Below are 25,491 nucleotides of genomic sequence, written 5' to 3'. Positions count from 1 at the left end.
CAGGTTTTCTCTGAGATGCTCCGTCGTTCACGGCGGGGTGATCGATGCACTAAGTTGCTTCTGGACCAGTTGGTAATACATACCCTTGCGTTCCACCAGTTCCTCATGCCGCCCCTGTTCCACGATCGCCCCCTCGTACAGCACGAGGATTTTGTCGGCACGCATGATCGTGCTGAGCCGGTGCGCGATGATCACGGCGGTACGCCCTTTGAGAATGTCATGCATGTTGCCGAGAATGTTGCTCTCGGACTGGGTATCCAATGCCGAGGTCGCCTCATCGAAGACCAGCAGGCGCGGATCGTGGTATAGCGCCCGGGCAATGCAGAGCCGCTGGATCTGGCCGCCGGACAGGCCGATGCCGCGCTCACCCACCACCTGGTCGTAACCCAGCGGCATTTTGCTGATGAACGCATGCGCATCCGCCATCCTCGCTACTTCTTCAATGCGCCGGCGATCCGAACCGTCATCGCCGCTGGCGATGTTTTCCGCGATGGTCCCGGAGAACAGCAGATTGCTTTGCATGACATAACCGATCTGGGCCCGGTAATAGCCCTTGTCGATCACACTCAGGTCATAGCCATCGACCAGCAATTTTCCTTCTGTCGGTGGATAGAAGCCGACCAGCAGCTTGGCCAATGTCGTTTTCCCCGATCCGCTGCGCCCCACGATGGCGACCAGCTCTCCCGGCCTGATGTCGAAGCTGATATTTTCAAGAACATAGGCCGTTTCGTCGCCGCCGTAGCGAAAATAGATGCCTTCCAGACTGATCGCCCCCTGCAGATCGGGCAGCATGACGCGCGAGGGCAAGTCCTCCGGCTTTTGTTCCGGTGCGATGTCGAGCACGTCGCCGAGGCGTTCCATCGCCACGCCCGCGTCGTTCAGCAGGTTCCACAGCCCTACCAATCCCATCAATGGTGTCAGCACACTGCCGGTCAACGCATTGAATGCGATCAATTGGCCGATGCTCAGTTCGCGCGTCAGCACCAGATTCGCGCCCACCCAAAGCAGGGTAATCGTGGTCGCTGCGTGCAGCAGCTGACTGGCGAGCCCGACCAGGATATGGAATACCTGCGCCCGATACTGGACTTCGAGCGCCTTGGCGTATTTCTTTTCCCATTTCAGACGTACCGGGCGTTCGATGCCCATGCCCTTGACGGTCTCTACGCCACCGAGGGTTTCCATGAGGAAGGCCTTGGCGTCGGTCGATGCGGTAAACACCTCGCGCGCATAATTTTTTATTTTCGGGGTGGCCAGCGCGGTCAGAAGCATGATCGGGATGACGAACGCAATCAATAGCAGCGTCATCTTCACGTTATAAAAAAACATGACCGAGAAATAGATGAACACCATCAATAAATTCAGCGCTGTCGTCACCGTCGATTCCGTCAGAAAGGCGCGTATCGTCTGATTTTCCTGGAAGCGCGCAAAGATGTCGCCAGTCTTCCGTTTGGCAAAGAAAGAGAACGGCAGCGACAGCGTATGCCTGAAAAATTGCGACATCATCGCGAAGTCCATGTTGCGCACCATGAAGTTCGCCAGGTAGGCCCTGATCGTCGCCATGATCTGGCTAAACAGATTGGAAATGACCAGGCCCATGATGAGCAGGTGCAGCAGGCTGACGTTTTGATGGACGATGACCCCGTCCAGGATGTTTTGAATGATGAGCGGTGGAACGATCCCCAGCATCTGGATCACGAAAGTCGCCAGGAACAGCTGCAGGAGGATTTTTTTATAGGGTTGCAGATAACCCACGAAGCGGACCCAAGGCGAACGCGCTACGGCCGCCTGCGCCATGTCCTGACCGGCCGTGAAGACCAGACAGGTACCGCTCCAGCCGCGCTCGAATTCTTCGACGCGCATTTTCTTGAAGCCGAGCGCCGGATCCGCCACCCACACCCAGCGTTTCGAGATGCCGTACACGACGACGTAATGGTAACCTTCCCAGTGCACGATAAACGGCAGATCGAAGCCCATCAGCGGTTCATAAGTGCACTTGATGCCACGTGTGGTGAAGCCGAGCGATTCGCCCGCGCGCGCCAGGCTATCGAGCGTGGCGCCCTCCGTCGTGACGTTGGCCAGTTCGCGCAGTTTACCCAGCGTCATGGGGATGCCATAGTGCCGGCACAGCATTGCCAGACAGGCGGCGCCGCAGTCCATCTCTTCAGCTTGTTCCACCAGCGCAAAGCGCCGGATGACTTTCTCGCCGAATTCGGGTTTGGAGCGCAGATCGAGCGTGACCGGCCGCTTGCGTCTTTCCGCCAACTTCTTTTGGCGTTGCAATTCCCTTTCGGAAAACTGGATGCGCTCTTCCAGTACTTCCCGCAACTTCGGGTTGCGCTCCAGAATGAAATGCACGGTCTTCTCAGGAATCACCAGCAGCCTGGTATCGGTGTCCGCAATTGCCGATGCCATCTGCTCCTGGCGCATCACGCAGGCTTTTTCACCGAAAATCTCACCGCGCCCCAGCGTTGCCAGCGGATACTCTGCGCCATCCTCGTGGCGCACGATGCGGACTTCGCCGTGACGCACCACATACAGTCTGCGGTCTTCTTTGGAATCCTGCTTGAGGATCTCCTTGCCGGCGCCAACGCGTTTCACGCCGACGCTGCGCACCGCGTCCTCAAGCTCGCTCTTGCTCAGCTTGCCGTGCAGGTCAAACAGGCTGGTAACGAAGCCCCCGGCCGAATTGATCGCCACGTAACTGGCAACAAAGGCTTGTGCTGCCGGGTTGCGCGAGAGGAGGGGCTCGGTGACCGCGCGCGGTATGAACAACAGTTCGGTCTTCGCCGAGGAGCGCACCGAGGATTCGTGCCGGTGCTCGCGCAACATGGCGATCTCGGCAAATACCTCGCGCACCTTGCGCACACCCATGCTGATTTCCTTGCCCTGCTCTTCCGTAAAGATGCGCACCGACCCGGACTTGATCACACACAAGCCGTCAGCGGGTTCACCGGCATTGCATACCGTTTCGCCGTATGCAAAAAACCGGGACTGTGCGTGCTCAGCCAGTTGCTCGAGCTCGGCGCGCGTGAATGGGGACAATATCTCTACAGATGCCAGGAAATCTGCGAGGGATTGCAGTTCTGATGACGCGTCCATAGGCCTCTAACGCGTCTCGATGATGTGTTCCTGTGCCCTCGCCAACAGCCATTGTTCGCGCAGCAGGCGCCGCACCTCAACCGTGGCTTCCTCGTCCAGCACGGCGGGATGTTTCGCGCTCACCGTAAAGATTTCGTAAAAAGAACGGTCGGAGGAAGGGAATGGCCCGAGCAAGTCCCCCACCGCCGCGTTAAATACCTTGGCTTCGACATCGCTCTTGAGAGATCCGCGCAGCACCTTGCCGATGACGCCCCCGCGCTCGCGCGTATCGGCGATCGAATGCTCACGCGCCAACTCGGCAAAGCTGTCCGGATCTTCCCTGAGGGAAAACATCAGCTCTTTCGCCTCGCCTTCCGTGTCAAGCACAATATGGCTCACCTCGACACTGTCGAACTTGGGAGAATTCAATTTGAAGTAGTCTGCCACCGCCTGGTTGCTGCAGACCTGTTCCATCATCTTCTCTTGATACAGGGTATCCGTGATGAAGGCCTCGAATTCGTCCAGGCTGACCCCAAGCGCGTCGAGGTAGCGGTTCATGTCGGTCGCTCTATGCAAGCCCTGGACCCTGCGCAGCTGATCGGCCCGCTCCTGGATCTCTTCCGCAGACACGGGAATCCCTTGTTTCTTCGCCGCGCGGACCGTGAGTTTGTCTCGCACGAGTTGCTCGATGAGGCTCTCGAACTGTCCTGAGAACTTCAAGGATCTGACGAAATCCTCGATGCCAATGACTTCATCATCGATACGCACAATCGCCGTCATCTCAGTTGCTCCTTGACATTGTGACCAGAAGTTGAAGAGTGCGTCCTGATCACGCTTCCGCCGCCCTATTTTTGAGTCTAGGTTACGGTGCCCCCGTTTGCAATGGACGCATCCGCGAATCAAACCGGCCGGTGCCAGAGGCAAGATTGCCAAAAACCAACCAATTGCTCGCTGGCATCAACCATCATGTTCTTATCCGTGCAACAACGCCGTCACCCCCCAACCTGCCGGAACGGGTCCAGGGCGAGGTCGATCAGGCGGCGCTCGCGGACCACAATTTCTACGGATGCATTCATGCCATAGCGCAAGGGGTACTTTTTATCCGCGACCAGGTAATGGTCCCGCTCAAGCGCCACGCGCCCTTCGTACACCGGCTGTTTGGTTTGCGGCGCCGGCTTGGTGGCCGGTGAGATATATTCCAGCGTGCCGTTGATGAGGCCATACCGTTGATAGGGAAACGCATTGAATTTCAGCTTGACCGGAAGGCCTTCCCGCAAGAAGCCCCGGTCGTACTCGGCGATCTCGATCTTGAGAATAGGGCGCGCGTTTTTCGGTGCAATGCCGCCGAGCGGCGTGTTCGCCTGAACCTTGTCCCCCAACTGGGTGGCAGTGACGTCCGTGATGACGCCGTCTACCGGCGCGACGATCAGCAGAAAATTGTCCTTGTCGATGTTTTCAAACCGGATTCTGGCGGCGGCGTCGGACACCAGACGCGCCGTCTGCAGCTGCAGCTGCAGCTTGTCTTCTGCGTTGGAGGCCTCGCGCGTGGCCGCTTCGTACTGCAGGCGCAGTTTGGAGAGTTCCTGGCCGCTCGTCTCCAGCTGCGCCTTGGCCTGTGCCGATTCCAGACCTTGTCGTGCGCCCAGTTCGCTGAGTCTTGACTGCGCCACGCGAATGGCGTTTTCGGCCGCCAGGAGAGCGTTCTTTTTGCTTTCGACCTGAAGCTGCGATACCCCGCCGCCGCCGGGCAGCGCGAATAGCCGCGCGTATTTGTCGGCCTCTTCCCTGGCAGCGGCGCTGGCCCGACGCGCGTCGTCAAGATTGGTGCGCGCTTCCTGGACTTGCGCTCTCTGCCCTTCTGACAGCTTGGAGGTTCCTTCCGCGACGCGCTTCTGGTGCTGATGTTCTTCCAGTTCCATGGCCTGCTTCAATGCCGCCGCCTTGCGCTCCATCAGCGCTTTTTTTTCCGGGAATTCCTGCCATTCCCGCTCGGCGTTTTCAAGCTTCAACCGGGCGTCGAGCGCATTCGTCGCTGCCTCGACCGCGCCCCTGGCGTTCAGCCTGGCCAGCACGTCGCCCTTCGATACCGGCTGGCCCTCGGCGATGTAGAGATTTGCCAGTTCGCCGTCGACCGGCGCATAAAACCGCCGCACTTCCGACTCGGGCACGAGCGTCCCCGGCGCCGTCACGATCACATCGGCGCGCCCGAAAAACGACCAGACCAAAGCCGCCAGCAGCAACGCGACCATCGTAATCACGGTGGCATAGGTAAAGCGCCAGGGTTCCGCGCTCAGTAACTCGATGCCTTCGGCGCTGTGATCCTCAAGTGCCTCGGTCAACGGTCTCGGGCGATTCTCGTTGCGCATGCTATTTTCCAATCATGGCTGACTGTTTAGCAGCGCCAGCTTTGCCTTCAACAGTCCGGGCTCCAACACCGTGCTGAGTTCCAGCAAGGACCTGCGCTGCTGTTCTGCTTCTGCTGTGATCTCTTCCTGAACCTTGCGCCATTCTGCGGGATACGCCGTTTTCAGCTGGGTATAGATGCGCATGCCTTGCTGCACGTCTCCATACGCCTCCGCCAGCAAGCGGGCCTGTGTTCTGAACTGCGGCGATATCTGTTCCTCCAGCCGCTGCCCCCCTGCAATGGCGCCGTTCTCCCGATATTGCTGCCACAGCGCCTGGGCCCGGCTAGACAGGTCCTGCGCCCGCTTGAGTGCTTTGTCCTTGTACAGCCCGATATCGGCCGCGGAAGCCCGGATGAAGTAGGCGTCTTCCTCAGGATCGAGCGATCCGTAAAACGACAGAAGGCGCTCATCGTACCCCTGGGCGCCGCGCGCCTTTTGCAGCGCCGAAAACTGTTCGACGATCGCGGTCTTGTGTTGCAGCTGCCTTGTGGCCAGCTCCGCCCAAGGACCCGCGGCCATCTTTTGCAAACCGGCGAAGGCCTGCTTGACGTCCCCCGCGCGCCAAGCCTTCGATATGGCTTGATACTGACCGACGACCTCCGCAGGCGGAAACCGGCTACTGGCTGCCAGAGTCCTGAACCTGGCCTGAAACGGCGGGCTGGAGAACCGGGCATTGGCTAGAAGAACGATGAGTGCGCCCAGGTTTCCGGCGCGCAGGTTGTTGGTGATGTCGATGTACTGACGCAAGTCCTGACGCAGGTTTTCCAGGCCGCCGATCCGGGGATATTTCTCCGCATACTCCTTCAGGACCGGTTCCAGCGCTTCAGGGTGATCCCGGTTGAGCTCGGTGCCGATGGCCGTCTTCAAGCGCTCTATCGCAGCCAGATACACTGAATCGTCACTCTGGAGTTTACGCAGATGGCTGAGCGCAGCGGCGTAGGTATCCTTGAATTCCGGAACATAGGACAGGATTCCGGCGAGCGCGCGCTGGTGTTCCATCGGGTCTTCGTTCCAGCGCTGGACCAGGGCCTTGATCTTTTGCTCATCCGCGTAGATGCGAATCGGCGCATCCACGCCGCCCTGGACCGCCACGAATTTCTCAAGATTACCGATCCATTCGAGCTCACTCACCAACGGCTGTACGTCCGCATTATGGGTACTGAGTTTTTTCATGTTGGCGAGGACCGCGCCGGCGCGATCGAATTCGCGGGTTTTCAACATGCTCAGCCACTGCGGCACGTTCGCTTTGAGTAGCGCTTCGGTGCTCTGCGCCTTGACGTCGGCATTGTCGGGAAAACGCTCCAGGTACTCGTTGGCGACCGTCGCCGCCCGACCGTAGTCGCCGCTTGCCATCAGGTTCTTCAACTCCCGTTCGGACGCTCCGCTGTGATACTGCAGCAACGCCACCAGTGCCAGCAGCGCTGCCAGCCCTGTCCCCCACCAGAACGCGTGCCGGATGCTCTTGCGTTCGCCTCCCGCCAGGGCCTCGCTCAGTTCCGCGATGAAGATGCCGAATTTTCCGCGCGGCTGGTCGGATTTTTTCCTGGCATCGTCGGCCTGCGGCAACGCCTCGTGATTGACTTCATCGTCCTGCGCGTGCTCGACACAGAATATGTCAAGGAACGAGCCTGCGGCGGCGACAAACGTGGTCTTATCCACATCGCCGGAAGGCAGCGCAGCGGCCGGGCTCAGCTTCGTCATGGTCGGCTCTGCCGCGGACTCTTCACGTTGCACACTCACTTTGTAGTTAAAATAATGCCCGCCGAATGCGATTGAGTCGCCGTCCGCTAACGCAACGGCGTGCTCGTCGAGGCGTTTGCCGGCGACGAAAGTGCCGTTGGTGCTCCCCAGGTCCTCGACGAAAGGGGTGCCGCCTTTCAGGAAAATATGGGCATGGCGCCGCGAGATATAGTTCACCTGGTGCGGGTGGGCGTCCTTGTAGCACGAAAAAATCGCGTCCGCTTTGCTGATCAGAAACGGGAACTGGTTAACGAGAATCGGCTCGAGTCCGGCATCGCCGCGCTCGGGAGTCAGCGTCAGGCTGACGAGTTTCAGCGCGCGTCCCGGCGTCTGCACGCGCGCGTTCAGCTGCACCCGATACGACAGCGCATTGCCGAAGCAGATCTCGTCGCCTTGCTGCAGACGGACGATTTTCTGGCGGACGTCGACGCCGTTCACGGTGGTCCCGTTCTTGCTGTCCAGATCGGCGATGTAGACGGCGCCGTACTCGGAAAAGATTCTTGCGTGCCGGCGCGACAGGTTGATCACGATGTCGGGCGCGTAAGACGCGAATGGGGCTTCGCTGCGCCCGATGGCAAACAAATTCTCATCGATGCAGATATCCTCCAATTCCGGATGGGACAGCGGCTTGAGCACGGTATTGAATTTCTGCTCTGCTGTCGCGGGCAAATCGGTAGGCGCAAGCGGTGCTTCGTCAGGAGCCGGTGTCGACTGGGCATTCATTGACTGGCGTTCCTGACTTCAACGGTCGGCCAGCCTCCGCCCAGTGCTTTATACAGCGTGACCGTGTCGGACAGGATCTGCTGGTGATTCGCCAACAGTGCGAGTTGCGCCCCCAATAGCGAGCGCTCGGTCTCGAACACATCCAGTTGAGACACCAGGCCTTCCTTGAGCTGCGCTTCGATCTGAACGGCAACCACTCTCAAATGATCGACCTGCTGCTGCAATTCGACCTTCTGCTTTTTATGCGCATCCAGATTCACAAGGGCATTTTCGACTTCTTCAAAAGCGCCAATGACGGCCCGCCGATACTGCTGTTCGGCGACCTGGGTCTGCGCTTCGGTGGTCTTGACGTGCGCCTTGACGCTCGGGTCCAGGATAGGAAAGTTGATGCTGGGCAGAAAACCGAATGTGAAGGATTTCAGCAAATCGAGGAGGGCAAAGCTGGAAGACCCGCCCCGTCCGGTCAGACTGATCGTGGGCAATTGCGCCAGCTTTGCTTGTCCTGTCAGATTGTAGGCCTCCAGGACCCGATACTCTGCCGCAATCACATCGGGCCTGCGCTTGAGCAGTTGGGAAGGCAGGCCTTCGGGTACCACCGGCAGCTGGACGTTTTGCTGCAGATGACCGGCCGGGACTTTGAATGTCCCTGCCGGCACGCCCATCAAGGTGGCCAGCGCATTGTCAGCCAGGTCGCGCAAGCGATGGAGTTCCAGCAGATCGTTGGTCAGTCGATGTATCTCGGCGCGTTGTTGCAGTACCCGCGTGTTGGGCAACAATCCATTCCCGAGCATGGCCTCATAGATGGCCAATATCTGCTTGTTCTTCTCCAGGGTATGTTGCTGCTGATCAATTTGTTCGTCAAACTGAAGAATCTGGAAATAAGCAGTCGACACATCCGCAATCAGCGTCAGATATCCCGCGCGCCAGTCCGCCTCCGAGGCGCGGAACTCGGCGGTCTGTGCCTGAACGCCTTTTTCGACCTTGCCCCAAATGTCTATGTCCCAATTGACCTGGGTCGCCACGTTGAATTGTTTTGAGAAATTCTGCCCGGTGCTTTTTTCAAAGCTTGCGCCGGCGCCTGCATCCAGGGTCGGCAACGCGCCCGCGCGCGCCTCGCCGATTTGCGCGCCGGCAACCCGGATACGTGCAGCCAGAATCTTCAGGTCGAAGCTACCCGTGATGGCATTGTTGACGAGTGTATTCAGATAGGGATTCCGGAATTCCTTCCACCAATCCTGGTTGATCGTCGCGGATGCCGAGACCGCTGTCGGGCGCGACCACGAGGATTTGTCGGGGCTGTCGGGACGGCGGTATTCCGGCATGCTGACGTCGGCACAAGCGCATAAAAAACCAGCGCAAAAACCGGCAACAAGAAACTGCCTGCGTCGACAAAAAGTTGCTGTGTTTTCCATCGCCGTCTTTCGCCCTGAATGCCGCCTTACTTGACTGCTTACTTGACTGTTATCGTGATTTTTTTCGAATAGATCGGCGGATTGTGGGGCACGTGTTTATCGTCGCCCATCAGCAATTGCAAGGTATGCTTTCCCGGCGGCAATTCCAATGTAGTCTCCGTTTGACCCGCGCCGAAATGCAGGTGATTCCTGTCCGACGGGATTTCCTGGTCCAACGGCGGCAAGTCCGTATCGATCAGCAGGTGGTGATGGCCGGTTCTCGGGAACTTCACATCTTTTGGCGCGACGCCCATATTGCGCAACCCAAACCACACCCGGAACGGCTTACCCGCCGCAACGACTTGACCGTCGGTCGGCCAGCCGATATACACGAAGGCATTCGCGGGAGCCGGCGTGCCGTCCGCCCATGCAAGACTCAACCAAAAGAAGACCCCGAATGCAGCGCCAGCGAATATTTTATACATGGAGTCCTCCCTGCGTTTCCTGAATACAAGATTGCGGCCCAAGCAAGCGCGCCCATTCCTCAGCGCACGATGATCGAGATCTTTTTCGAATACACGGGAGGATCGTGGGGCATGTGGTCATGATCTCCCAGCAGTAACTGCAAGGTATGCTTTCCCGGCGGCAACTCAATGCGCGCCTCGGTCTCGCCTGCACCAAAATGGAGATGATTGCGGTCGGATGGAATTTGTTCGTCCATTGCCGGCAGATCCGCATCGATCACCAGGTGATGGTGGCCCACATTGGGAAGGTTGACCCCTTTCGGACAAACGCCCATATTGCGCAGACCCATGCGCACCCAAAACTTGCCGCCATGAATCACCGTACCATCGGCAGGCCAGATTATGTAAGCTTCTGCATTCTCGGGCGACGCGGTCCGCGCGGCGAACGCGGGTGCGAGCGCCAGAACCGCGAGAGCCAGAACGGCGCTAATGATTGCTGTTCGCATGCTATGCATCCTCCCGGAAAATTACCTGCATCGAATCTGCACAGAAGCATCAACGGCGTGCGCAATCGCCTTTGTGAGAGAACGACCAGCTATTGCTGCCAGCGTTCTGTGGCACCGCGTTTCAGCGTAAACAAAATTTAGCGGAAACATTCATCCATATGTTGATGTAAACAGAATAATGCGCAAGAATTCAATAATCAATTACTAAACGAATCCCGTACGCTAGGAGCCTGTCGGACTTAGGGAATCGAAGCGAAAAAGTGGCTGAGCGCGGACAGATTTTGCTGATTTTTTGTGTCAATAGCGGGACTATTGACCAAAAAATCAGTGAAATATGGACCGCTCAGGCGCTTTTGCAGCCGATTCTCCCTAAGTCCGACAGGCTCCTAGGGCTCTTCCGTTTGTTTGCGCAGGCGGAATGCGAATCCATCAGTCGAAGGCCAGTCGTGTGCCGAAAACTATTCAATGTTTGCATATTGATTGCTTGCTTGTTCGGGCTTGTTTCCCGGACGGAGGCAACGGCCGCCATCACAGCGCATGAAGTTGGCGGACCGGTCGCGCGCGTCATTCCCGCGGCCGGCAATGTCTACCGGGAAGCGCTGCTTCCAGTCGACCCGGATAGCCGCTCCCCTGCCCTCCTGCTAGCGGGAGTGCTCCCGAAAGACAGTGCCGAGCAGTACGAACTCACCTTCTGGGAATCGATCAAGGATAGCAACCACGCCAGCGATTACGAGGCGTATCTGCAGGAGTACCCAAAAGGTCATTTTGCAGCCCTGGCGCGGTCGCGCCTTGAACGGCTGCGCGCAGCGGCACCCAAGGTCGAGGCAGCCCCGGAACGTGCCGCTCCGGCGCCTGCCCCCAAAGTGCCACAGGAACGGATGCGTCCCCTCGCGAAAGCGCCCGTGGAGCGGGCTCGTCCGGCACCAGCCGCGAAAGCTGCGCAGGAGCCGGCGCCTGCGGCACCCCCGCTGGCGGAAAAATCGCCGGCCATGAATGCCGCCGTCAGTGAGCTCAAGGATTGTCCTGCCTGCCCGGTGCTGATCAAATTGCCCGGGCGGGCATCATTCATGATGGGAAGCAATTCGGGCGATCTATCGGAACGACCGGCACACCACGTAGCGATTGGCGCGCCTTTTGCAATCGGAAAATATGCAGTCAGCGTTGAGCAGTGGAATGCTTGTGCCGATGCTGACGCATGCCCCCGCATTACGACCGATGCCGCCTCGAAGAATAGCCCTGCGCGCGATGTCAGCTGGGACAACGCGCAACAGTATGTGAACTGGCTGAGCAAGGTCAGTGGCAAACCCTACCGGTTGCCGACCGAGGCCGAGTGGGAGTACGCGGCGCGCGGAGGAAGTTCGACGCGCTATTGGTGGGGCGAGCAAATGCGCAACGGTACCGCAAACTGCAAGGACTGCGGCCAGCCATGGCGTCAGGATGGGCCGGCCAATGTAGGCTCCTTTGCCGCCAATCCATACGGACTGTACGACATGAATGGCAACGTCTGGGAATGGGTGAGCGACTGCTGGCACAGTTCCTACAAGGGTGCGCCTGCCGACGGCCGCGCCTGGGATGAAGCAAATTGCAACGTGCGCGTGATACGGGGTGGATCATGGCGCGACGGGGCAAGCTACATGACGTCGACCACCCGCTTCAAATATGATGCCAGCGTGCGTGACTCGCAGAATGGATTTCGGGTGGCAAGGGATCTCAAATAATTATTTCAAGCAGTTGACTTTGAACAACGTATCTACTCGCTGCATTACTTATTTCGGGCCTTGGTCGTAATTTGAACGAAATCAACCATGATGCGTTCGCGCCCGTATTTGGCGGCCAGCGGCCCCAGCTTTTTTTCTATCGCTCGCAAGTAGTCCGATCTGGATCCGGATTCCGGGCTGATGCCGTCAAACAGCGCTACGGGTGTGGTCAGAAGCACGATGAGTTCGGTTCCGAACGGCTTCGCAATGACCCAGTTCCCGAGGCTTCCGATGGCGGCCGTATAGTTGGGCGGCGCCTGATTGTCCCTGGTGCGCGAATTTGGCACCAGATGCGCCACATTACCATCCAGCGCGTAATAGTCGACATACACGTAGGAGTCGTATCCAGCCGTGGTAATGTCGACGATTAACGGGTCGCCCTCCGTCAGTTCCACACCGGGTCCTTTCACGCGAATCGAGGCGGCCCGTCCTGCTTGCTGATTCAGGACCCAATAGGGTGCAAACGCATTGATCACATCGCATTCGCTATCGCTCACCTGCTGCACATCAAGGTTCAGGTTTTGCACTCCGGGGGCTGCTTTTAACATGTCCTTGAGACGTGCGATGCCAAAACTCTTCGGAATATATCCCTGCACCCGCAGCGCATGATCGTGCACCGAAGGCGCCAGGGCCGAACATGGGACGCGCGCAAGAATCGGCTGAATCGATGCGATGGAGAGCGGCACTGCGGGCGGCGCCACTTGCGGCATGGCTTGCGGCACATTTTTCGGCGGCGCTGCCAGGTCCGCGCGCTGGCTGCCGCTCCGGGCATCCCAAAAGTAGTAGAGGCCGCCGGCGAACAGCAGCCCCGCCACCACGCTCACGGTTGCCAGTGCAATGTAGCGCGCTGCCTGGCGTTCCACACTCATTTCCCGCAGGAAACGTGTCACTGTAGGTGTTCGCGTCTGGCGATCGAACGACAGCGCGGCCTTCAAAGCGCGCCATTGCCCTTGGCCCAGATTTTTTGGCCGTTGCGGTCGCATGCCTGCGCCACGCGCCTGGATCGCGGACAAGCGATCGAAGGGATGGCGTCCTGTCAACAGTTCATATGTGATGCAAGCCAGCGCGTAGATGTCATCGCGCGGATCCGGTTCGCAATGCTCAAGCATCTCCGGACTTGCATATGCCGGTGTCAGCCCGCCGAGACTGCCGGCATCAAACACGGTGGCCTCCACGTCCTCCTCTGATTTATGAAAGACGCGCGCGATACCGAAATCGATGACTTTCAGTTCACCCTTATCCGTCACAATGACATTGGCAGGTTTGAAGTCGCAGTGGACAAACCCGCGTTCGTGCGCATACGCCAAGGCCCGGCCCATGCCGTTGACGATGCGCAGTGCCTCAGCATAGGGCATGCCGGTAAAGCCCGGCATCCGCAGCGTCTGGCTCAATGGTTTCCCCGACAAATATTCCATGGTCAGGTAAGCAATTGATCCGTCGCGATCGAAGTCGTACACGGTCACGATGTTCGGATGCGCCAGCGACTGCGCCTTCTTCGCTTCGCGTTGCAGTGCGATCAGCGAATTCGGATGACTACGGAAAGAGACATTCAGGACCTTGATCGCGATGTACGGCTTACGGTCGGACGCCTCCAGCTTACGCAGGTCGAGCGCTCGGTACACCATGCCCATACCGCCGAATCCGATGCATTCCTCAAGCACGAAGCGCCCATTCAGGGTATCGCCGACACCCTTCATTCGGTCCGACGTAGCGCCAGATTGATCGCTGGGCGCCGCCGGCGCCGACGCCGGACCCTTGCTCCGCACCCGGGTTTCGTCGGCGCCTGAGCCAGCTCCCAACTTCGAAAAACTCTCGATGCGTCGCTGCACCTCCGTATACACGTCATGCGGCAGCGGGATCTTGGTGTTTTCTTCGCCAAGAATCTCTAACAGCTGCACGGGACTGGCTTGCTCCGTTGTCAATGCACGGTCAACCTGGGCAAGAAAATCCTCGTGCGACAGAGCGCTGCTTTGAAAGGCACGAATCGCTTGCGCAAAATTAGCCATACGCTTTTACACCCAGTTCCCGAGTCATCGCCAGGCCCTCCTCTTAGTCAAATGCCAAAGTCGCCGCAGCGAGGCGGGGTACGCCCTATCTTGCTGCCCCACCTGCCTCACCTGCACGACCAGCGGCCATTTGAATTGAAACACCCGGATAAGGGTATTCTAACTTCACGCGCGCACTTATTGTTGATTTGTAAAATTGCGCCCGGTCGCCGCAACGATGCTGATCGCAAGCGACGTGACATGCGCCGGGTAAGGTCGAAATGGCTTATATTAGAGATTCTGAAGCAAACCGATTCATCTCTCGGATTAGGCCATTTTAATAAATTTCTGAGGAGCAGCCATGACCATCATCGTCATTAAAGATCTAGCGGAAAGCGTTGACCTCGATCGCCAGGCAATGCTTGCGATAACGGGCGGCGCGCGTACTCGCGGTCGTCAGCCATTTATCGGAAGCACGATATTTCGCAGTACCCGCATTGTCAACTATCCGCCTGCCTTCACTTCCAAGCCGCCGGTGAGCACAAGTGCGCAATCACCAGGAAAGCCGCTCAAATAGTAATTACCGGTAGCTCCGACCGTTTGCCTGCCTGTATCCCTGAGGCTTTTCATGACCCAATTCAAATGGACGTCGGCCTCGCTCTCGCATGTGGGCCTGGTCCGTGCGATAAACGAGGATGCCTGCCTCGACCGACCTGAGCGCGGACTCTGGGCGGTTGCCGACGGTATGGGCGGACATGCATTTGGCGACGTTGCGAGCCGTATGGTGGTCGAGGCCTTGAACCAGCTTCCGCAGCCCGATAGCCTGGTGAAATTCGTCGCTGATGCGCAGGACAGCCTCCAAACCGTGAATCGCCAACTGCGCGCGAAGGCGGCAATCGACAAGGTGCAGATCATCGGCAGCACGGTTGTCGTCCTGCTCGCGTGGGACCCCTACTGTGCGTACCTATGGGCCGGAGACAGTCGAATTTATCTCTATAGAAGCGGCAACCTGACCCAACTCACGCGCGATCACAGCCTGGTCGAAGAACTCAAATCCAAGGGTAATCCCGCCTCTGAATACAATCTCCCCTCTCGCAACATGATCACGCGCGCGGTCGGCGCCGCCGGCACACTGAATCTCGACCACGGAACGATGGAAGTCAACGATGGTGATATGTTCTTGCTGTGCAGCGATGGATTGAGCAACGAAGTGAGCGAACAGGAAATGCGCAGCGCACTCGGACCCGGCAGTTGCCACCAGGCATCGGATGCGTTGATTGACATGGCACTCAAAAGAGGCGGACGCGACAATATTTCGGCTGTCGTGGTGCGCGTCGACGACTTGTACAGTAGCGACACGACCGTGCTCAATCCTGCGCTTTAATCCCCCAGCGCAAGTCAGAAACGCTGGCACCCTACCGGACTTCGGAGGCATCCGTGCAACAATGCCCCTCCCGTTCAAGCACTCGTCACTTCCGGCTTCCGCGGGCGACGGCTACGCGCGGCTGGTTTCCGCGCTGGTTTGACCGCTGTTTCTTCCGCTGCGGGTTGCGCTGAGGGCTCAATAGCCGCTTGTGCTTCCTCTGCCACATTGGTCGCCTGCACCAAAGCCGCATCCGCTTTCTTTGCCGCCGGCTTGCGGCCTCCACGCCCCTTGCGACGCTGCTTGCCGCCGATCTCCTCCGCCACTTCCGATTCTGCCACGACTTCGAGCGCACCCGGCACTACCGTTGACTGCTCGGCCACAGCCTCAATTGCAACCGTTGTGCCGTTGCTGCGATAAACGTAAGCGCCCGATTTCTCGTCACGGCCGAATTCGAGCAGACCGCGTGCCTGCGCCTCTTCGAGCAAATTGCCAAAGGTACGGAAGCCATAGTAAGACTCGCTGAAATCAGGCTTGCGGCGCTTGATTGCTTCTTTTAGCACGGATGCCCAAATCTTGCCGCTGTCGCCACGTTCGGATACCAGCGCATCGAAAGTCTCGACCGCCATTTCGATCGCCTCGCTCTTGCGACCTTCCAACTCCTCCTTGCGACGCTTGTCCTCATCGGGTGAGCGCTTGGCCGCAGGCTGCGCTTCCCGCGCATCGCGTTTGGCCGCCGCGCGCCGACTCTCACGCACCAGGTCATCGTAAAAAATAAATTCGTCGCAGTTGGCAATCAGCAGATCGGAGGTCGATTGTTTGACACCGACACCGATCACTTGTTTGGCGTTCTCGCGCAACTTGGAAACCAGCGGTGAGAAATCAGAGTCGCCACTGATAATGACAAATGTATTCACGTGCGATTTCGTGTAACACAGGTCGAGTGCGTCCACGACCAGACGAATATCGGCCGAATTCTTGCCCGACTGTCGTACATGCGGAATTTCGATCAACTCGAAATTGGCCTCATGCATCGTCGCCTTGAAACCTTTGTAACGATCCCAGTCACAGTAGGCCTTCTTGACGACGATACTACCCTTGAGCAGGAGACGCTCAAGTATTGGCTTGATGTCGAACTTCTCGTATTTTGCGTCGCGCACGCCGAGTGCGACGTTTTCAAAGTCACAGAACAACGCCATGCTGACGTTTTCGTTGGATGAAGCCATATTGTTTATTGCTTTCCATCAGGGTTGGATTTCAAAGCGACTGAGCACAAAACGCCCACCGTATTGATTATACCCAACCACATTGGGCCTCATTTCCGGCCCTTGCCAATCGCTCCCGTAATGCCAATCGAGCTGACGATAATACAAGCCACGGCTATCCCCTGCGATGCGGTCAGTCCTTCTTTTAAAAACAGATAGCCGGACACCGCTCCCAATGCCGGCTCAAGGCTCATTAAGGTACTGAAGGTTTTGGACGGCAATCTGGTCAATGCCATCATTTCAAGGCTATATGGCAGGGTTGATGAAAAAATGGCGACCAGCAATGCCGTCGGTAAAAGCGACAGCGAGAACAACTGGCTTCCCGCATGTATCAAACCGATGGGCAATATGAAGATTGCCGCCGTGAGAGCACCTAACGGCACGCTCATGCGACCATTCGCCTCACCCGCCTTCTTCCCCGACACGATGTAGACCGCCCAGCAAGCGCCGGCAAGCAGCGCCAGCAAGACACCGCCAATATCCAGCCCGCCCGAGATCTGGCCGAGCGGCAGCAACAGAAACAGGCCGAAAGCGGCCAATGCCAGCCAGACCAGGTCGGCCGGACGGCGCGAGTAAAAAATCGCGACCGCCAGCGGGCCGCTGAATTCGATCGCGACAGCAGGTCCCAGCGGTATCGTTTTCAAGGACATGTAAAACGCCAGGTTCATGCATCCCAAGGCGGTGCCATAAACCAATATCGGACGCCAGACGATCTGCTGTGCCGGTAGCCGCCAAGGACGGTAGATCGCACATAAAAAAATTGCCGAGAACCCGATCCGCAAAGCGGTCGCCCCCTCGGCGCCAATACCTGTAAACAAACTTTTGGCCAGCGCCGCGCCACCTTGCAGCGATGCCATTGCGATCAGCAAGCATACTATTGAGAATGCCTTGCCCTGCCCTCCGGGTGCCGCAGAGACTGGTATTGATTCGGAAACTTGCTGCATGAATTGTCTTTTTTGAATTACAAGAATGAAGAAATATACGGAGGACTGACATGATGAGACTTATCGACAAATTGTACAATCGAATAAAACTTACGCCATTCATTCGATTTATTGAGCGATCAAATTTCCCGAACTGAATAGGGGTCGTCTCAGAGAAAACGGAGAACAGATTTTTACCAACCGCCCCCGAGCGCCCTGAATGTCGCGACTGCCGCGCGGGCGTCATCTGCATGCGCTTGCGCCAGCTGATCTTTTGCCGCCAGCAACAGACGGTCTTCATCGAGCACTTCAGTCAAGCTGATCGCGCCGCCTTTGTAGGCTTCTTCCGACGCATCGCGTGCGCGTTGATGTGCATCGACCTCGCGCACCAGTTCACGACTTTGCTCTTCCAGTTGCGCCAGTGTCATGATGGCGTTTTCGACGTCTTCCGTGGCGCGCAACATGGAGAGGCGATACCCGATCAACGCTTCGCTATTGGCACCTTTGGCGCGCGCGATGTCCGCATTGATGCGGCCAAAGTCGAACAATCTCCAACGCAGGCCGAGACCGGCTGCGGACTGAAAGCTGCTTGCCGTGAACAGACCGGCGGCGCCCAGACTGCTAAATCCGAGCAGACCGGACAACGATAGCTTGGGATAATATTCCGCCATCGCCACGCCGATTTTGGCATTCGACGCGGCCAGACGGCGTTCGGCGGCAATCACATCCGGACGCCGGCGCAATACCTCGGTCGGACTCGCGGCTACGGCGATCGCCGGGATCACCGAGGTATTGGCGGCCTGCACTAATTGCGCTGCGTAAGTGCCCGGCTGCACACCCATCAAGACATCCAGGCGGTTCAGCTGTTTCTCCAATTCGGTGCGGAATGGCGGCAGCGCGGCACGGGCTTCCGATAGCCGGGCTTCTGCCTGCGCTTGTTCGCGGACGGTGGACAGGCCGTCATGCAAACGAATGCCGACCAGTTCCAGCAGGCGACCGTTGGTTTTTACCTGATTTTCCGCAAGCGCAATGCGTGCCTGCGCGCCGCGAATCCGGAAATACGCATCCGCGGCTTCGGCGGCCACCGAAATGCGCACGCCCACATGATCGGCTTCGGCCGCCTCTTCTTCGGCATTGGCCGCCTCGCTGCCGCGTTTCAAGCCGCCAGCCAGGTCAAGCTCCCAACTGGCGCCGACACCGACATCATAAGCAGTCTGCGTGCGCTGATAGCCGGGCGAGGCGCTGGCGATCTTGCCAAGGGGACTGTTAAGGGACTGTTTCGCCCTGGTCACGTCACTTGTCGCATTTCCTTGCGGCAAGCGCTGTGCTCCGACGCCTGTCGCGACAGCGCGTGCCTGATCGACGCGAGCCATCGAGGCCGCCAGATCCAGGTTCTGTTGCAGGACGCGCTCGATGATGCCGGAAAGGATCGGATCATGAAATCCGTTCCACCACACATCCAGGGGCGGCATGGGCGCAGCTGTCTGGCGCGCAGCGAGCATGTTGGCGTTGTGCAAGGCGGACAGATCGGTATCGTTCGGTTTCCGGTAGTCGGGCCCGACTGCGCATCCGGAGATCAATGCGCTCAGTGCCACTACGGCTGCCGCGAGGATGGTGAATGTGATCGACGGTTTGCGCGCTGTCGCACGCATCGACGCGTGTCGCGGCGTTTTGGCCGCCAACGCCAGATCCAGATCCAGATCCAGATCCAGATCGCGCTCCCAGCTTGCACTTGCGTGCCGGCCATGTTGGTTGATCGCCATGTCAATCCCGTTCATTTGCGTGCTCAGTTGTGTGCCCATGCTGTCATTTCCTCTCAAGTGTCAGATATTTAAAATAGTTACTTGCATTTCGATATCTACTAATATAATCTACTAACTATTGAAATGCAAGTAACTTGACACATCCCACTTACAGGAGCCCAGCATGACGAAAGACGTAATCGAACTCAGCCCCAAACACAAAGCCGGCCCGAATAAAAAACGACTCGCCATTGGCGGTATTGTCCTTGTTGTTAGCCTTGGGGCGCTCTTTTACGGGACCCACTGGTATACAACGGGGCGCTTCATGGAAGACACCGATGACGCGTATGTGGGCGGCAACGTGACCGTGATCAGCCCCAAGGTGTCGGGCAACATCACCGAAATCGCAGTCAGCGACAACCAAGTGGTGCATGCCGGCGACGTGCTGGTCCGCATCGACAACCGCGACTACGTGGCTGCCCTGGCCAAGGCAAAAGCCGCCGTAGCTGCAGAGGAAGCCGCACTGGCGAATGTCGACGCCACGCGCCATTTACAAGAGTCGGTGATTGAGCAGGCCAAGGCCGGCATCTCCGCCACCAATGCCGAAACCAGCCGTGCCCACGACGATCAGAGCCGTTATCAGGATCTGTCCGCCAAAGCCGCAGTGTCGATACAAAGTTTCCAGAAAGCCGATGCCGATTACAAGCAGGCGCTGGCCGGTGGCCAAAAAGCGCAGGCCAACCTGAGTGCGGCGCAACGCCAGATCGACGTGATTGCGACCCAGAAGCAGAAAATCGAAGCGGCGCTGGCGCAGGCCGTGGCGCAACGCGATCTGGCCGAGCTGAATCTGAGCTATACCGAGTTGCGGGCGCCGATCGATGGCATCATCGGCAATCGCCGGGCGCGCCTTGGCGCCTATGCGACGATCGGGGCGCAGTTGCTGGCGGTGGTCCCGGCACAAGGTCTGTGGGTGGATGCCAACTTCAAGGAAAATCAACTGGCGCATGTGCATCCGGGATCGCGCGTGAATATCACTGCCGATGTCCTGCCCGGTGAAGTATTTCATGGCCATGTCGCCAGCCTGGCGCCGGCCACCGGGGCGCAATTCAGCATTCTGCCGGCAGAGAACGCCACCGGCAACTTCACCAAGATCGTGCAGCGGGTGCCGGTGCGGGTGGTACTGGACGGCGAAGGCGCGAAACTGGGCAAGTTGCGCCCTGGCCTGTCCGTCACCGCCGAAGTCGATGATCGTCCAGCCAGCCGGAGCAAATCTTGAGCGCCGTCCCGGCTACCGCTACCGCCGGGCTGGCGAAGTCGTTGCCAAACCTGGGTGAACTGTCCCAAAGCGCCAAGATATTTGCGTTTGCCAGCATGTGCGTCGGTATGTTTATCGCTTTGCTTGACATCCAGATCGTCTCCGCCTCGCTGGCGGATATCGGCGGCGGCTTGTCTGCGGGCGCCGATGAAACCGCCTGGGTACAAACCGCCTACCTGATTGCGGAAATCATCGTCATCCCGCTCTCGGGCTGGCTGTCGCGCGTGATGTCGACGCGTTGGCTCTTCTGCATTTCCGCCGTCGGCTTCACGCTGGCCAGTTTGCTTTGCGGCATGGCCTGGGATATCAATAGCATGATCTTTTTCCGGGCGCTGCAGGGCTTCCTGGGCGGGTCGATGATTCCCTTGGTGTTTACCTCAGCCTTCTTTTATTTTTCCGGCCATCAACGGATCATCGCAGCGGCCACCATTGGCGCAATTTCTTCGCTGGCCCCGACCCTGGGGCCGACCATCGGCGGCTGGATCACCAGTAACTATTCCTGGCACTGGCTGTTTTTCATCAACCTGGTGCCCGGCATTTTTGTCGCGGTGGCGGTGCCGATGCTTGTTCTTATCGACCGTCCCAACCTGTCGTTACTGCGCGGCGCGGATTATATCGGCATGACGCTGATGGCGATCTTTCTGGGCTGTCTGGAATATACGCTCGAAGAAGGTCCGCGACTGGGCTGGCTGGGTGACGACGTGATTCGCACCACCGCCTGGATCGCCGCGATTGCAGGCATCGGCTTCATTTGGCGTAGTCTCGCCTTTGCCAATCCTGTGGTCGAACTGCGCGCCTTGAAAGACCGTAATTTTGCGCTCGGTTGCCTGTTTTCTTTTGTCACCGGGATCGGCATCTTTTCCACCATTTTACCTGACACCGGTGTTTCTGGCCCGGGTGCGGGGCTTCAGCGCTTTGGATATCGGCTTGGCAATCTTTTCCACCGGGGTGTTCCAGATCTGTGCGATTCCTTTCTATTCCTTTCTGGCCAAACGCATCGACCTGCGCTGGCTGCTGATGGTGGGTCTGGCAGGCTTTGCGCTCTCCATGTGGAATTTCATGCCGATTACGCATGAATGGGGCTGGCATGAATTCCTGTTGCCACAGGCGTTACGCGGTTTCTCGCAACAATTTGCGGTGGCCCCAACGGTCACGCTGACCCTCGGCGCACTGGCCCCCGAGCGGCTCAAGCAGGCTTCCGGCCTGTTCAATCTGATGCGTAACCTGGGCGGCGCGATTGGCATTGCGGTGTGCGGGACGATCCTCAACGACCGGACCAATCTGCATTTCCTGCACCTGGCAGAACACCTGAACGCAGGAAACGACGCCATGAGCGATATGTTGCAAGCGGCTGGCAGCAACCTCAGCGTCTGGGGTCTCAACGCCACCGATGCACAACTGGGTGCCTTGAAACAATTGTGGAGCCTCACCATGCGCGAAGCGCTTACGCAAACCTTCGCCGATGCCTTTTTCGTCGTGATGGTGTGCTTCACGATTACCACTGTGCTAGTGCCATTGATGAAAAAAGTTGCAGCACCCCAAGGCCCATCCGCAGATGCCCACTAATGTAAGAGCGCGGTAGAACGCTATTGACTATAACTTTAGCGATGTTGCCTGCACCCGGGCTGGCAATATCTGCAGGCAATTCACTGGGAATTTTTATATGGAACGTAACATCGTGATCGAGTCGCCATGCCCCATCAGCCGCAGCCTGAAGCGGGTGGGGGAATGGTGGAGCGTCCTGATTATGCGCGACGCCCTGTACGGAGTAAGCCGTTTTGACCAATTTCAAAAGGGCCTGGGTATCGCACCGAATATTTTGAGCAAACGTCTCAACGCACTCGTTGAGGATGGCTTTTTGGAGCGCCATCGATATAGCGAAAAACCGCCCAGGGACGAATATCGGCTGACACCGCTTGGTCGCGATTTCCGGATGGTGATTGTGGCGCTGTATGCCTGGGGAAATCAGCATTTTTCTCCTGACGGTGCCAGTTTATTACTGATCGATGCCAGGTCCGGTGTCGTCGCCAATCCCATCATGGTGGATCAAGAAAGCGGCAGGCCGATTACGGAAGCCGACTATATATTCGTTTCGGGGCCCAATGCCAGCCAGAAAATGGTTGAGCACCTCGCATTTGCCAAGTCCAGGCCTGGGTTGGCGCAACAGACGACAGAGCAAGACGCCACGGGCTCGCCCGCTAAGCGGCGGAACACATGATCATGATGTGAAGCGAAGTGATCATTTACGCCTTACTTTTCGAAAGAAAATAAAGTAACTTGCAAAGCGATAGTTACAGGTCTATGCTGACTCTCATGTTGACGTTAAAGGAGTACTTTCATGCATCGCAAAAGTTTTAGCAATATGAGCTGTCCGATCGCCCGTAGTCTGGAGCGCGTGGGGGAATGGTGGAGCATCCTCATCCTGCGCGACGCTTTTTACGGGATGACACGCTTCGATGAGTTTCAGAAGAGTCTGGACATTGCGCCGAATATCTTGACACGACGCCTGACAGCGCTGGTTGCCGAGGGCCTGATGGAGCGCCGCCAATACCTGGAGAAACCGCCCCGTTACGAATACGTACTCACTGAAAGCGGAAGAACTTTCAAACCGGTGATGATCGCTTTGTTGGCGTGGGGAAATGACCAATTCACGCCGGATGGTCTGAGCGTTGTGTTGACCGATCTGCACACCGGTGAGGCGGTCGATCCCATCCTGGTAGACAGTGCAACCGGAAAACCGATCACCGGAGAAAATTACGTACTGGGTGCCGGACCGGCGGCCAGCGAAGGTGTCCGCAACCGCATGGCCTACGCGGAGCAAAAGCGCGCCGCACCAGACAAGATACCGGATTTCCCGCCGGAACTGACAGCCTAGCCCGTGTAATGAGGTTTTTGCTCTGGGGAGTGCATGCATTGCAAAAAGCAATTCTCCGCCACTGCCCATATCCTACTTTCTCTCACCATAAAGATCACCTATCCCAATTATCTGGCTTTACGCCTTCAATGCGCAAAAATGGCGAACCGAAGTTCGCCATTTTCTTGATCTTCCACGCACCAAAAGAAAATATTATTTTTTCTTTTTATTGCCGTTGACAGCGTCTTTAAATGCTTTCCCGGCGGTGAATTTCACCGTGGTGGCGGCTTTGATTTTGATCTCTTCGCCGGTACGCGGGTTACGGCCGACACGGGCGGCACGCTTACCGCTGCCGAATGTGCCGAAACCGATCAACTGTACTGAGTCGCCCTTCTTTACCGCCTTGATAACATTGGCGATCAAGGAGTCCACAGCACGCTTGGCGGCTGCTTTTGAGAGTTCGGATTCTGCTGCAATACTGTCGATCAATTCATTCTTGTTCATTTGGTGACTCACTCTATAGGTTGATAGAGTGAAAATTCTAGCACTGCATTGCCGAAAAGAAAATGAAACCTCTGTTTCGACTGCAAAATAGATGAAATTTCACGTCATTTCATGCCACTGGGCGCGCCTGCCGCAACGAGGTTTGTCCGGAAGTCGCCGCGGTAAGGGATAATCACGCGCATATTCCTGTTTGCGCTCCCAAGCGTTAGCGCGACAATCCGCCACCGGCCTCATGCAAACACACCATTGAAAATAAAATCATGCCAAAAAACAAGCGCCCGACACCCAGAAAATCCGCTCCGTCTGCCGAGGAAATCGGGGATGCACTGATTCAGCAGCTGTGCGATCTGTCCATAGACCTGGTGGAGCAGGAAAACAGAGAGTCGATGACCGATACGCCGGAGCAACAGGAACGCGATTTTTACAAGATCATCAAAAAGTGCCTGCATCAGAAGAAAGACGACATCCTGTATGAAGCCCTCGATCGCATAAAACACGCCGACAGCGCCGCCTATCAACTGTTAAAGGAACGGATCGAAGAGGCCGCCGAAGTCGTCCTGATCCGACGCGACGAAGGCATCACAGTCGAAGTCAATGCCTTTGTGATCCCGCTGTTCGTGCGGACCAGCGGCGGCCTCCACAGCGAGCAGGCTTTTCAGGATCAGGAGGCGTTCGACTTGCTGACCAAAAGCTTGCAGCAGGCGCAACTGGAAAGCCCGGACGCCAAGGTGGTCCTGGTCAGCTATGCCTACCATCTGGATGAAATCGACGGCATCACGTTCAGCCACCTCAACGAAATGATACGCGATGCATTTGCATCGATGACCGATAAAAAAGTGGTGGCGACACCGGCAATCGACCGCAGTTTCGGCGCTTGGCCAACAAGCCAGTTCGCACCTGAGGATATGGCGGTCGAACTGCGTTTTTTGTTGGGATTCACGCTGAAGACAGCCGACGATGCGTTCTATCACGTGCCCGAAAAGGATGCCGCAGCCGACGCCTATTTTGAGGTACGCGAAAAGCGTTTTCAGCACTGGACCGAGCAGGTTGCACCGCTGGTAAAGCGTTGCCTGGTCACAGACGGTAGCACAATCGATGTCAATTTTCTGTACCAGGATCTGTTCCATGGCGGAAAGGAACGCGGCATCGCCGAATACTTCATGCTGCAAATGATGTCCGAGCTAAATCACGGGCTGGAGCAACACGGCATCACGGCCGCAAGCACCAAAGCCATCATCGGACCCGCCGAGGTACGTGGCGACATGGTGTTGCGTGTGAACTTGTATGCAGAGACAGACGGCGCCTTGGTGGCTTCGTCGGAAAAACCTTCGGCGGTGATGCGCGACCTGCAGATTGAAGTCGATGACACGTACGACGCATTGCAGACTATCGGCGTCAAATCATTGGCTATTGCGATGAAATTTGATGCTGAGGGAAAGGCGCTTGAGGTGCGGGCTTACGAAGAGTGAGAGAAGT

Annotated in this window: 19 protein-coding genes and 1 pseudogene; 8 read left to right on the top strand and 12 right to left on the bottom strand. The window is 57.6% G+C overall.

Annotated features, from left to right (window positions below; genetic code table 11):
• Positions 1-27: 27 nt before the first annotated feature.
• From AC3CHX_RS09905 to AC3CHX_RS09875, 7 genes are all read right to left on the bottom strand, one after another.
• On the bottom strand, positions 28-3,099 hold the full coding sequence (locus AC3CHX_RS09905; RefSeq protein ID WP_488643845.1) for an ABC transporter transmembrane domain-containing protein: 3,072 nt from the start codon (positions 3,097-3,099) through the stop codon (positions 28-30).
• A 6-nt stretch (positions 3,100-3,105) separates the two neighbouring features.
• Positions 3,106-3,858 carry a peptidylprolyl isomerase gene (locus tag AC3CHX_RS09900; protein ID WP_488643844.1) on the bottom strand — a complete coding sequence of 251 codons (753 nt, stop codon included), beginning with the start codon at positions 3,856-3,858 and terminating at the stop codon, positions 3,106-3,108.
• Between the two features lie 212 nt (positions 3,859-4,070).
• Complete coding sequence (locus AC3CHX_RS09895) at positions 4,071-5,444, bottom strand: beta-barrel domain-containing protein (RefSeq protein ID WP_488643843.1); 1,374 nt, start codon at positions 5,442-5,444, stop codon at positions 4,071-4,073.
• A gap of 12 nt (positions 5,445-5,456) precedes the next feature.
• On the bottom strand, positions 5,457-7,946 hold the full coding sequence (locus AC3CHX_RS09890; RefSeq protein WP_488643842.1) for an FHA domain-containing protein: 2,490 nt from the start codon (positions 7,944-7,946) through the stop codon (positions 5,457-5,459).
• Positions 7,943-9,358 (bottom strand): efflux transporter outer membrane subunit, encoded by a 1,416-nt coding sequence (locus AC3CHX_RS09885; protein ID WP_488643841.1) that lies wholly within the window; start codon positions 9,356-9,358, stop codon positions 7,943-7,945. Before AC3CHX_RS09885 ends, AC3CHX_RS09890 begins: the two co-directional genes overlap by 4 nt.
• A 38-nt stretch (positions 9,359-9,396) precedes the next feature.
• Positions 9,397-9,822: a DUF4399 domain-containing protein gene (locus AC3CHX_RS09880; RefSeq protein ID WP_488643840.1), complete on the bottom strand. Its 426-nt coding sequence runs from the start codon at positions 9,820-9,822 to the stop codon at positions 9,397-9,399.
• Between the two features lie 59 nt (positions 9,823-9,881).
• On the bottom strand, positions 9,882-10,307 hold the full coding sequence (locus AC3CHX_RS09875; protein ID WP_488643839.1) for a DUF4399 domain-containing protein: 426 nt from the start codon (positions 10,305-10,307) through the stop codon (positions 9,882-9,884).
• Positions 10,308-10,795: 488 nt separating this feature from the next.
• Between AC3CHX_RS09875 and AC3CHX_RS09870 the strand changes: the two genes are divergently transcribed.
• Entirely contained in the window at positions 10,796-12,025 is a 1,230-nt protein-coding gene (locus AC3CHX_RS09870; RefSeq protein WP_488643838.1) for a formylglycine-generating enzyme family protein, read from the top strand.
• Between the two features lie 44 nt (positions 12,026-12,069).
• On the opposite strand, the gene AC3CHX_RS09865 is transcribed toward AC3CHX_RS09870, so the two are convergent.
• Positions 12,070-14,070 carry a serine/threonine protein kinase gene (locus tag AC3CHX_RS09865; protein WP_488643837.1) on the bottom strand — a complete coding sequence of 667 codons (2,001 nt, stop codon included), beginning with the start codon at positions 14,068-14,070 and terminating at the stop codon, positions 12,070-12,072.
• A gap of 340 nt (positions 14,071-14,410) precedes the next feature.
• On the opposite strand from AC3CHX_RS09865, the gene AC3CHX_RS09860 reads away from it, so the two are divergent.
• Positions 14,411-14,626: a hypothetical protein gene (locus tag AC3CHX_RS09860; RefSeq protein WP_488643836.1), complete on the top strand. Its 216-nt coding sequence runs from the start codon at positions 14,411-14,413 to the stop codon at positions 14,624-14,626.
• 51 nt (positions 14,627-14,677) lie between these two features.
• The gene (locus AC3CHX_RS09855) at positions 14,678-15,433 is read left to right on the top strand and encodes a PP2C family protein-serine/threonine phosphatase (RefSeq protein ID WP_488643835.1); all 756 of its coding nucleotides are present in this window, start codon (positions 14,678-14,680) and stop codon (positions 15,431-15,433) included.
• Between the two features lie 74 nt (positions 15,434-15,507).
• Here AC3CHX_RS09855 and AC3CHX_RS09850 read toward each other — a convergent pair whose 3' ends face one another.
• From AC3CHX_RS09850 to AC3CHX_RS09840, 3 genes are all read right to left on the bottom strand, one after another.
• Positions 15,508-16,638 carry an NYN domain-containing protein gene (locus AC3CHX_RS09850; protein WP_488643834.1) on the bottom strand — a complete coding sequence of 377 codons (1,131 nt, stop codon included), beginning with the start codon at positions 16,636-16,638 and terminating at the stop codon, positions 15,508-15,510.
• Positions 16,639-16,727: 89 nt separating this feature from the next.
• A complete protein-coding gene (locus tag AC3CHX_RS09845; RefSeq protein WP_488643833.1) occupies positions 16,728-17,534 on the bottom strand; it encodes an EamA family transporter in 807 nt (268 codons plus the stop codon).
• A gap of 260 nt (positions 17,535-17,794) precedes the next feature.
• On the bottom strand, positions 17,795-19,252 hold the full coding sequence (locus AC3CHX_RS09840; RefSeq protein ID WP_488644787.1) for an efflux transporter outer membrane subunit: 1,458 nt from the start codon (positions 19,250-19,252) through the stop codon (positions 17,795-17,797).
• Positions 19,253-19,526: 274 nt separating this feature from the next.
• Here AC3CHX_RS09840 and AC3CHX_RS09835 point away from each other — a divergent pair, with 274 nt between their 5' ends.
• The 4 genes and pseudogenes from AC3CHX_RS09835 (at position 19,527) to AC3CHX_RS09820 (ending at position 23,532) form a co-directional block, all read left to right on the top strand.
• Complete coding sequence (locus tag AC3CHX_RS09835; protein WP_488643832.1) at positions 19,527-20,618, top strand: HlyD family secretion protein; 1,092 nt, start codon at positions 19,527-19,529, stop codon at positions 20,616-20,618.
• A gap of 95 nt (positions 20,619-20,713) precedes the next feature.
• Positions 20,714-22,223, top strand: a pseudogene (locus AC3CHX_RS09830) (DHA2 family efflux MFS transporter permease subunit).
• 97 nt (positions 22,224-22,320) lie between these two features.
• On the top strand, positions 22,321-22,875 hold the full coding sequence (locus AC3CHX_RS09825) for a winged helix-turn-helix transcriptional regulator (protein WP_488643831.1): 555 nt from the start codon (positions 22,321-22,323) through the stop codon (positions 22,873-22,875).
• A gap of 120 nt (positions 22,876-22,995) precedes the next feature.
• Positions 22,996-23,532, top strand: a complete 537-nt coding sequence (locus AC3CHX_RS09820) for a winged helix-turn-helix transcriptional regulator (RefSeq protein WP_488643830.1) — start codon at positions 22,996-22,998, stop codon at positions 23,530-23,532.
• A 192-nt stretch (positions 23,533-23,724) separates the two neighbouring features.
• On the opposite strand, the gene AC3CHX_RS09815 is transcribed toward AC3CHX_RS09820, so the two are convergent.
• Entirely contained in the window at positions 23,725-24,015 is a 291-nt protein-coding gene (locus AC3CHX_RS09815; RefSeq protein WP_488643829.1) for an HU family DNA-binding protein, read from the bottom strand.
• A gap of 260 nt (positions 24,016-24,275) precedes the next feature.
• On the opposite strand from AC3CHX_RS09815, the gene AC3CHX_RS09810 reads away from it, so the two are divergent.
• A complete protein-coding gene (locus AC3CHX_RS09810; RefSeq protein WP_488643828.1) occupies positions 24,276-25,484 on the top strand; it encodes a DUF2863 family protein in 1,209 nt (402 codons plus the stop codon).
• The last annotated feature ends 7 nt before the right edge of the window (positions 25,485-25,491 follow it).

Source organism: Glaciimonas sp. OK215 (assembly GCF_057787885.1).
This window is presented reverse-complemented; position numbering and strand designations above follow the sequence as displayed.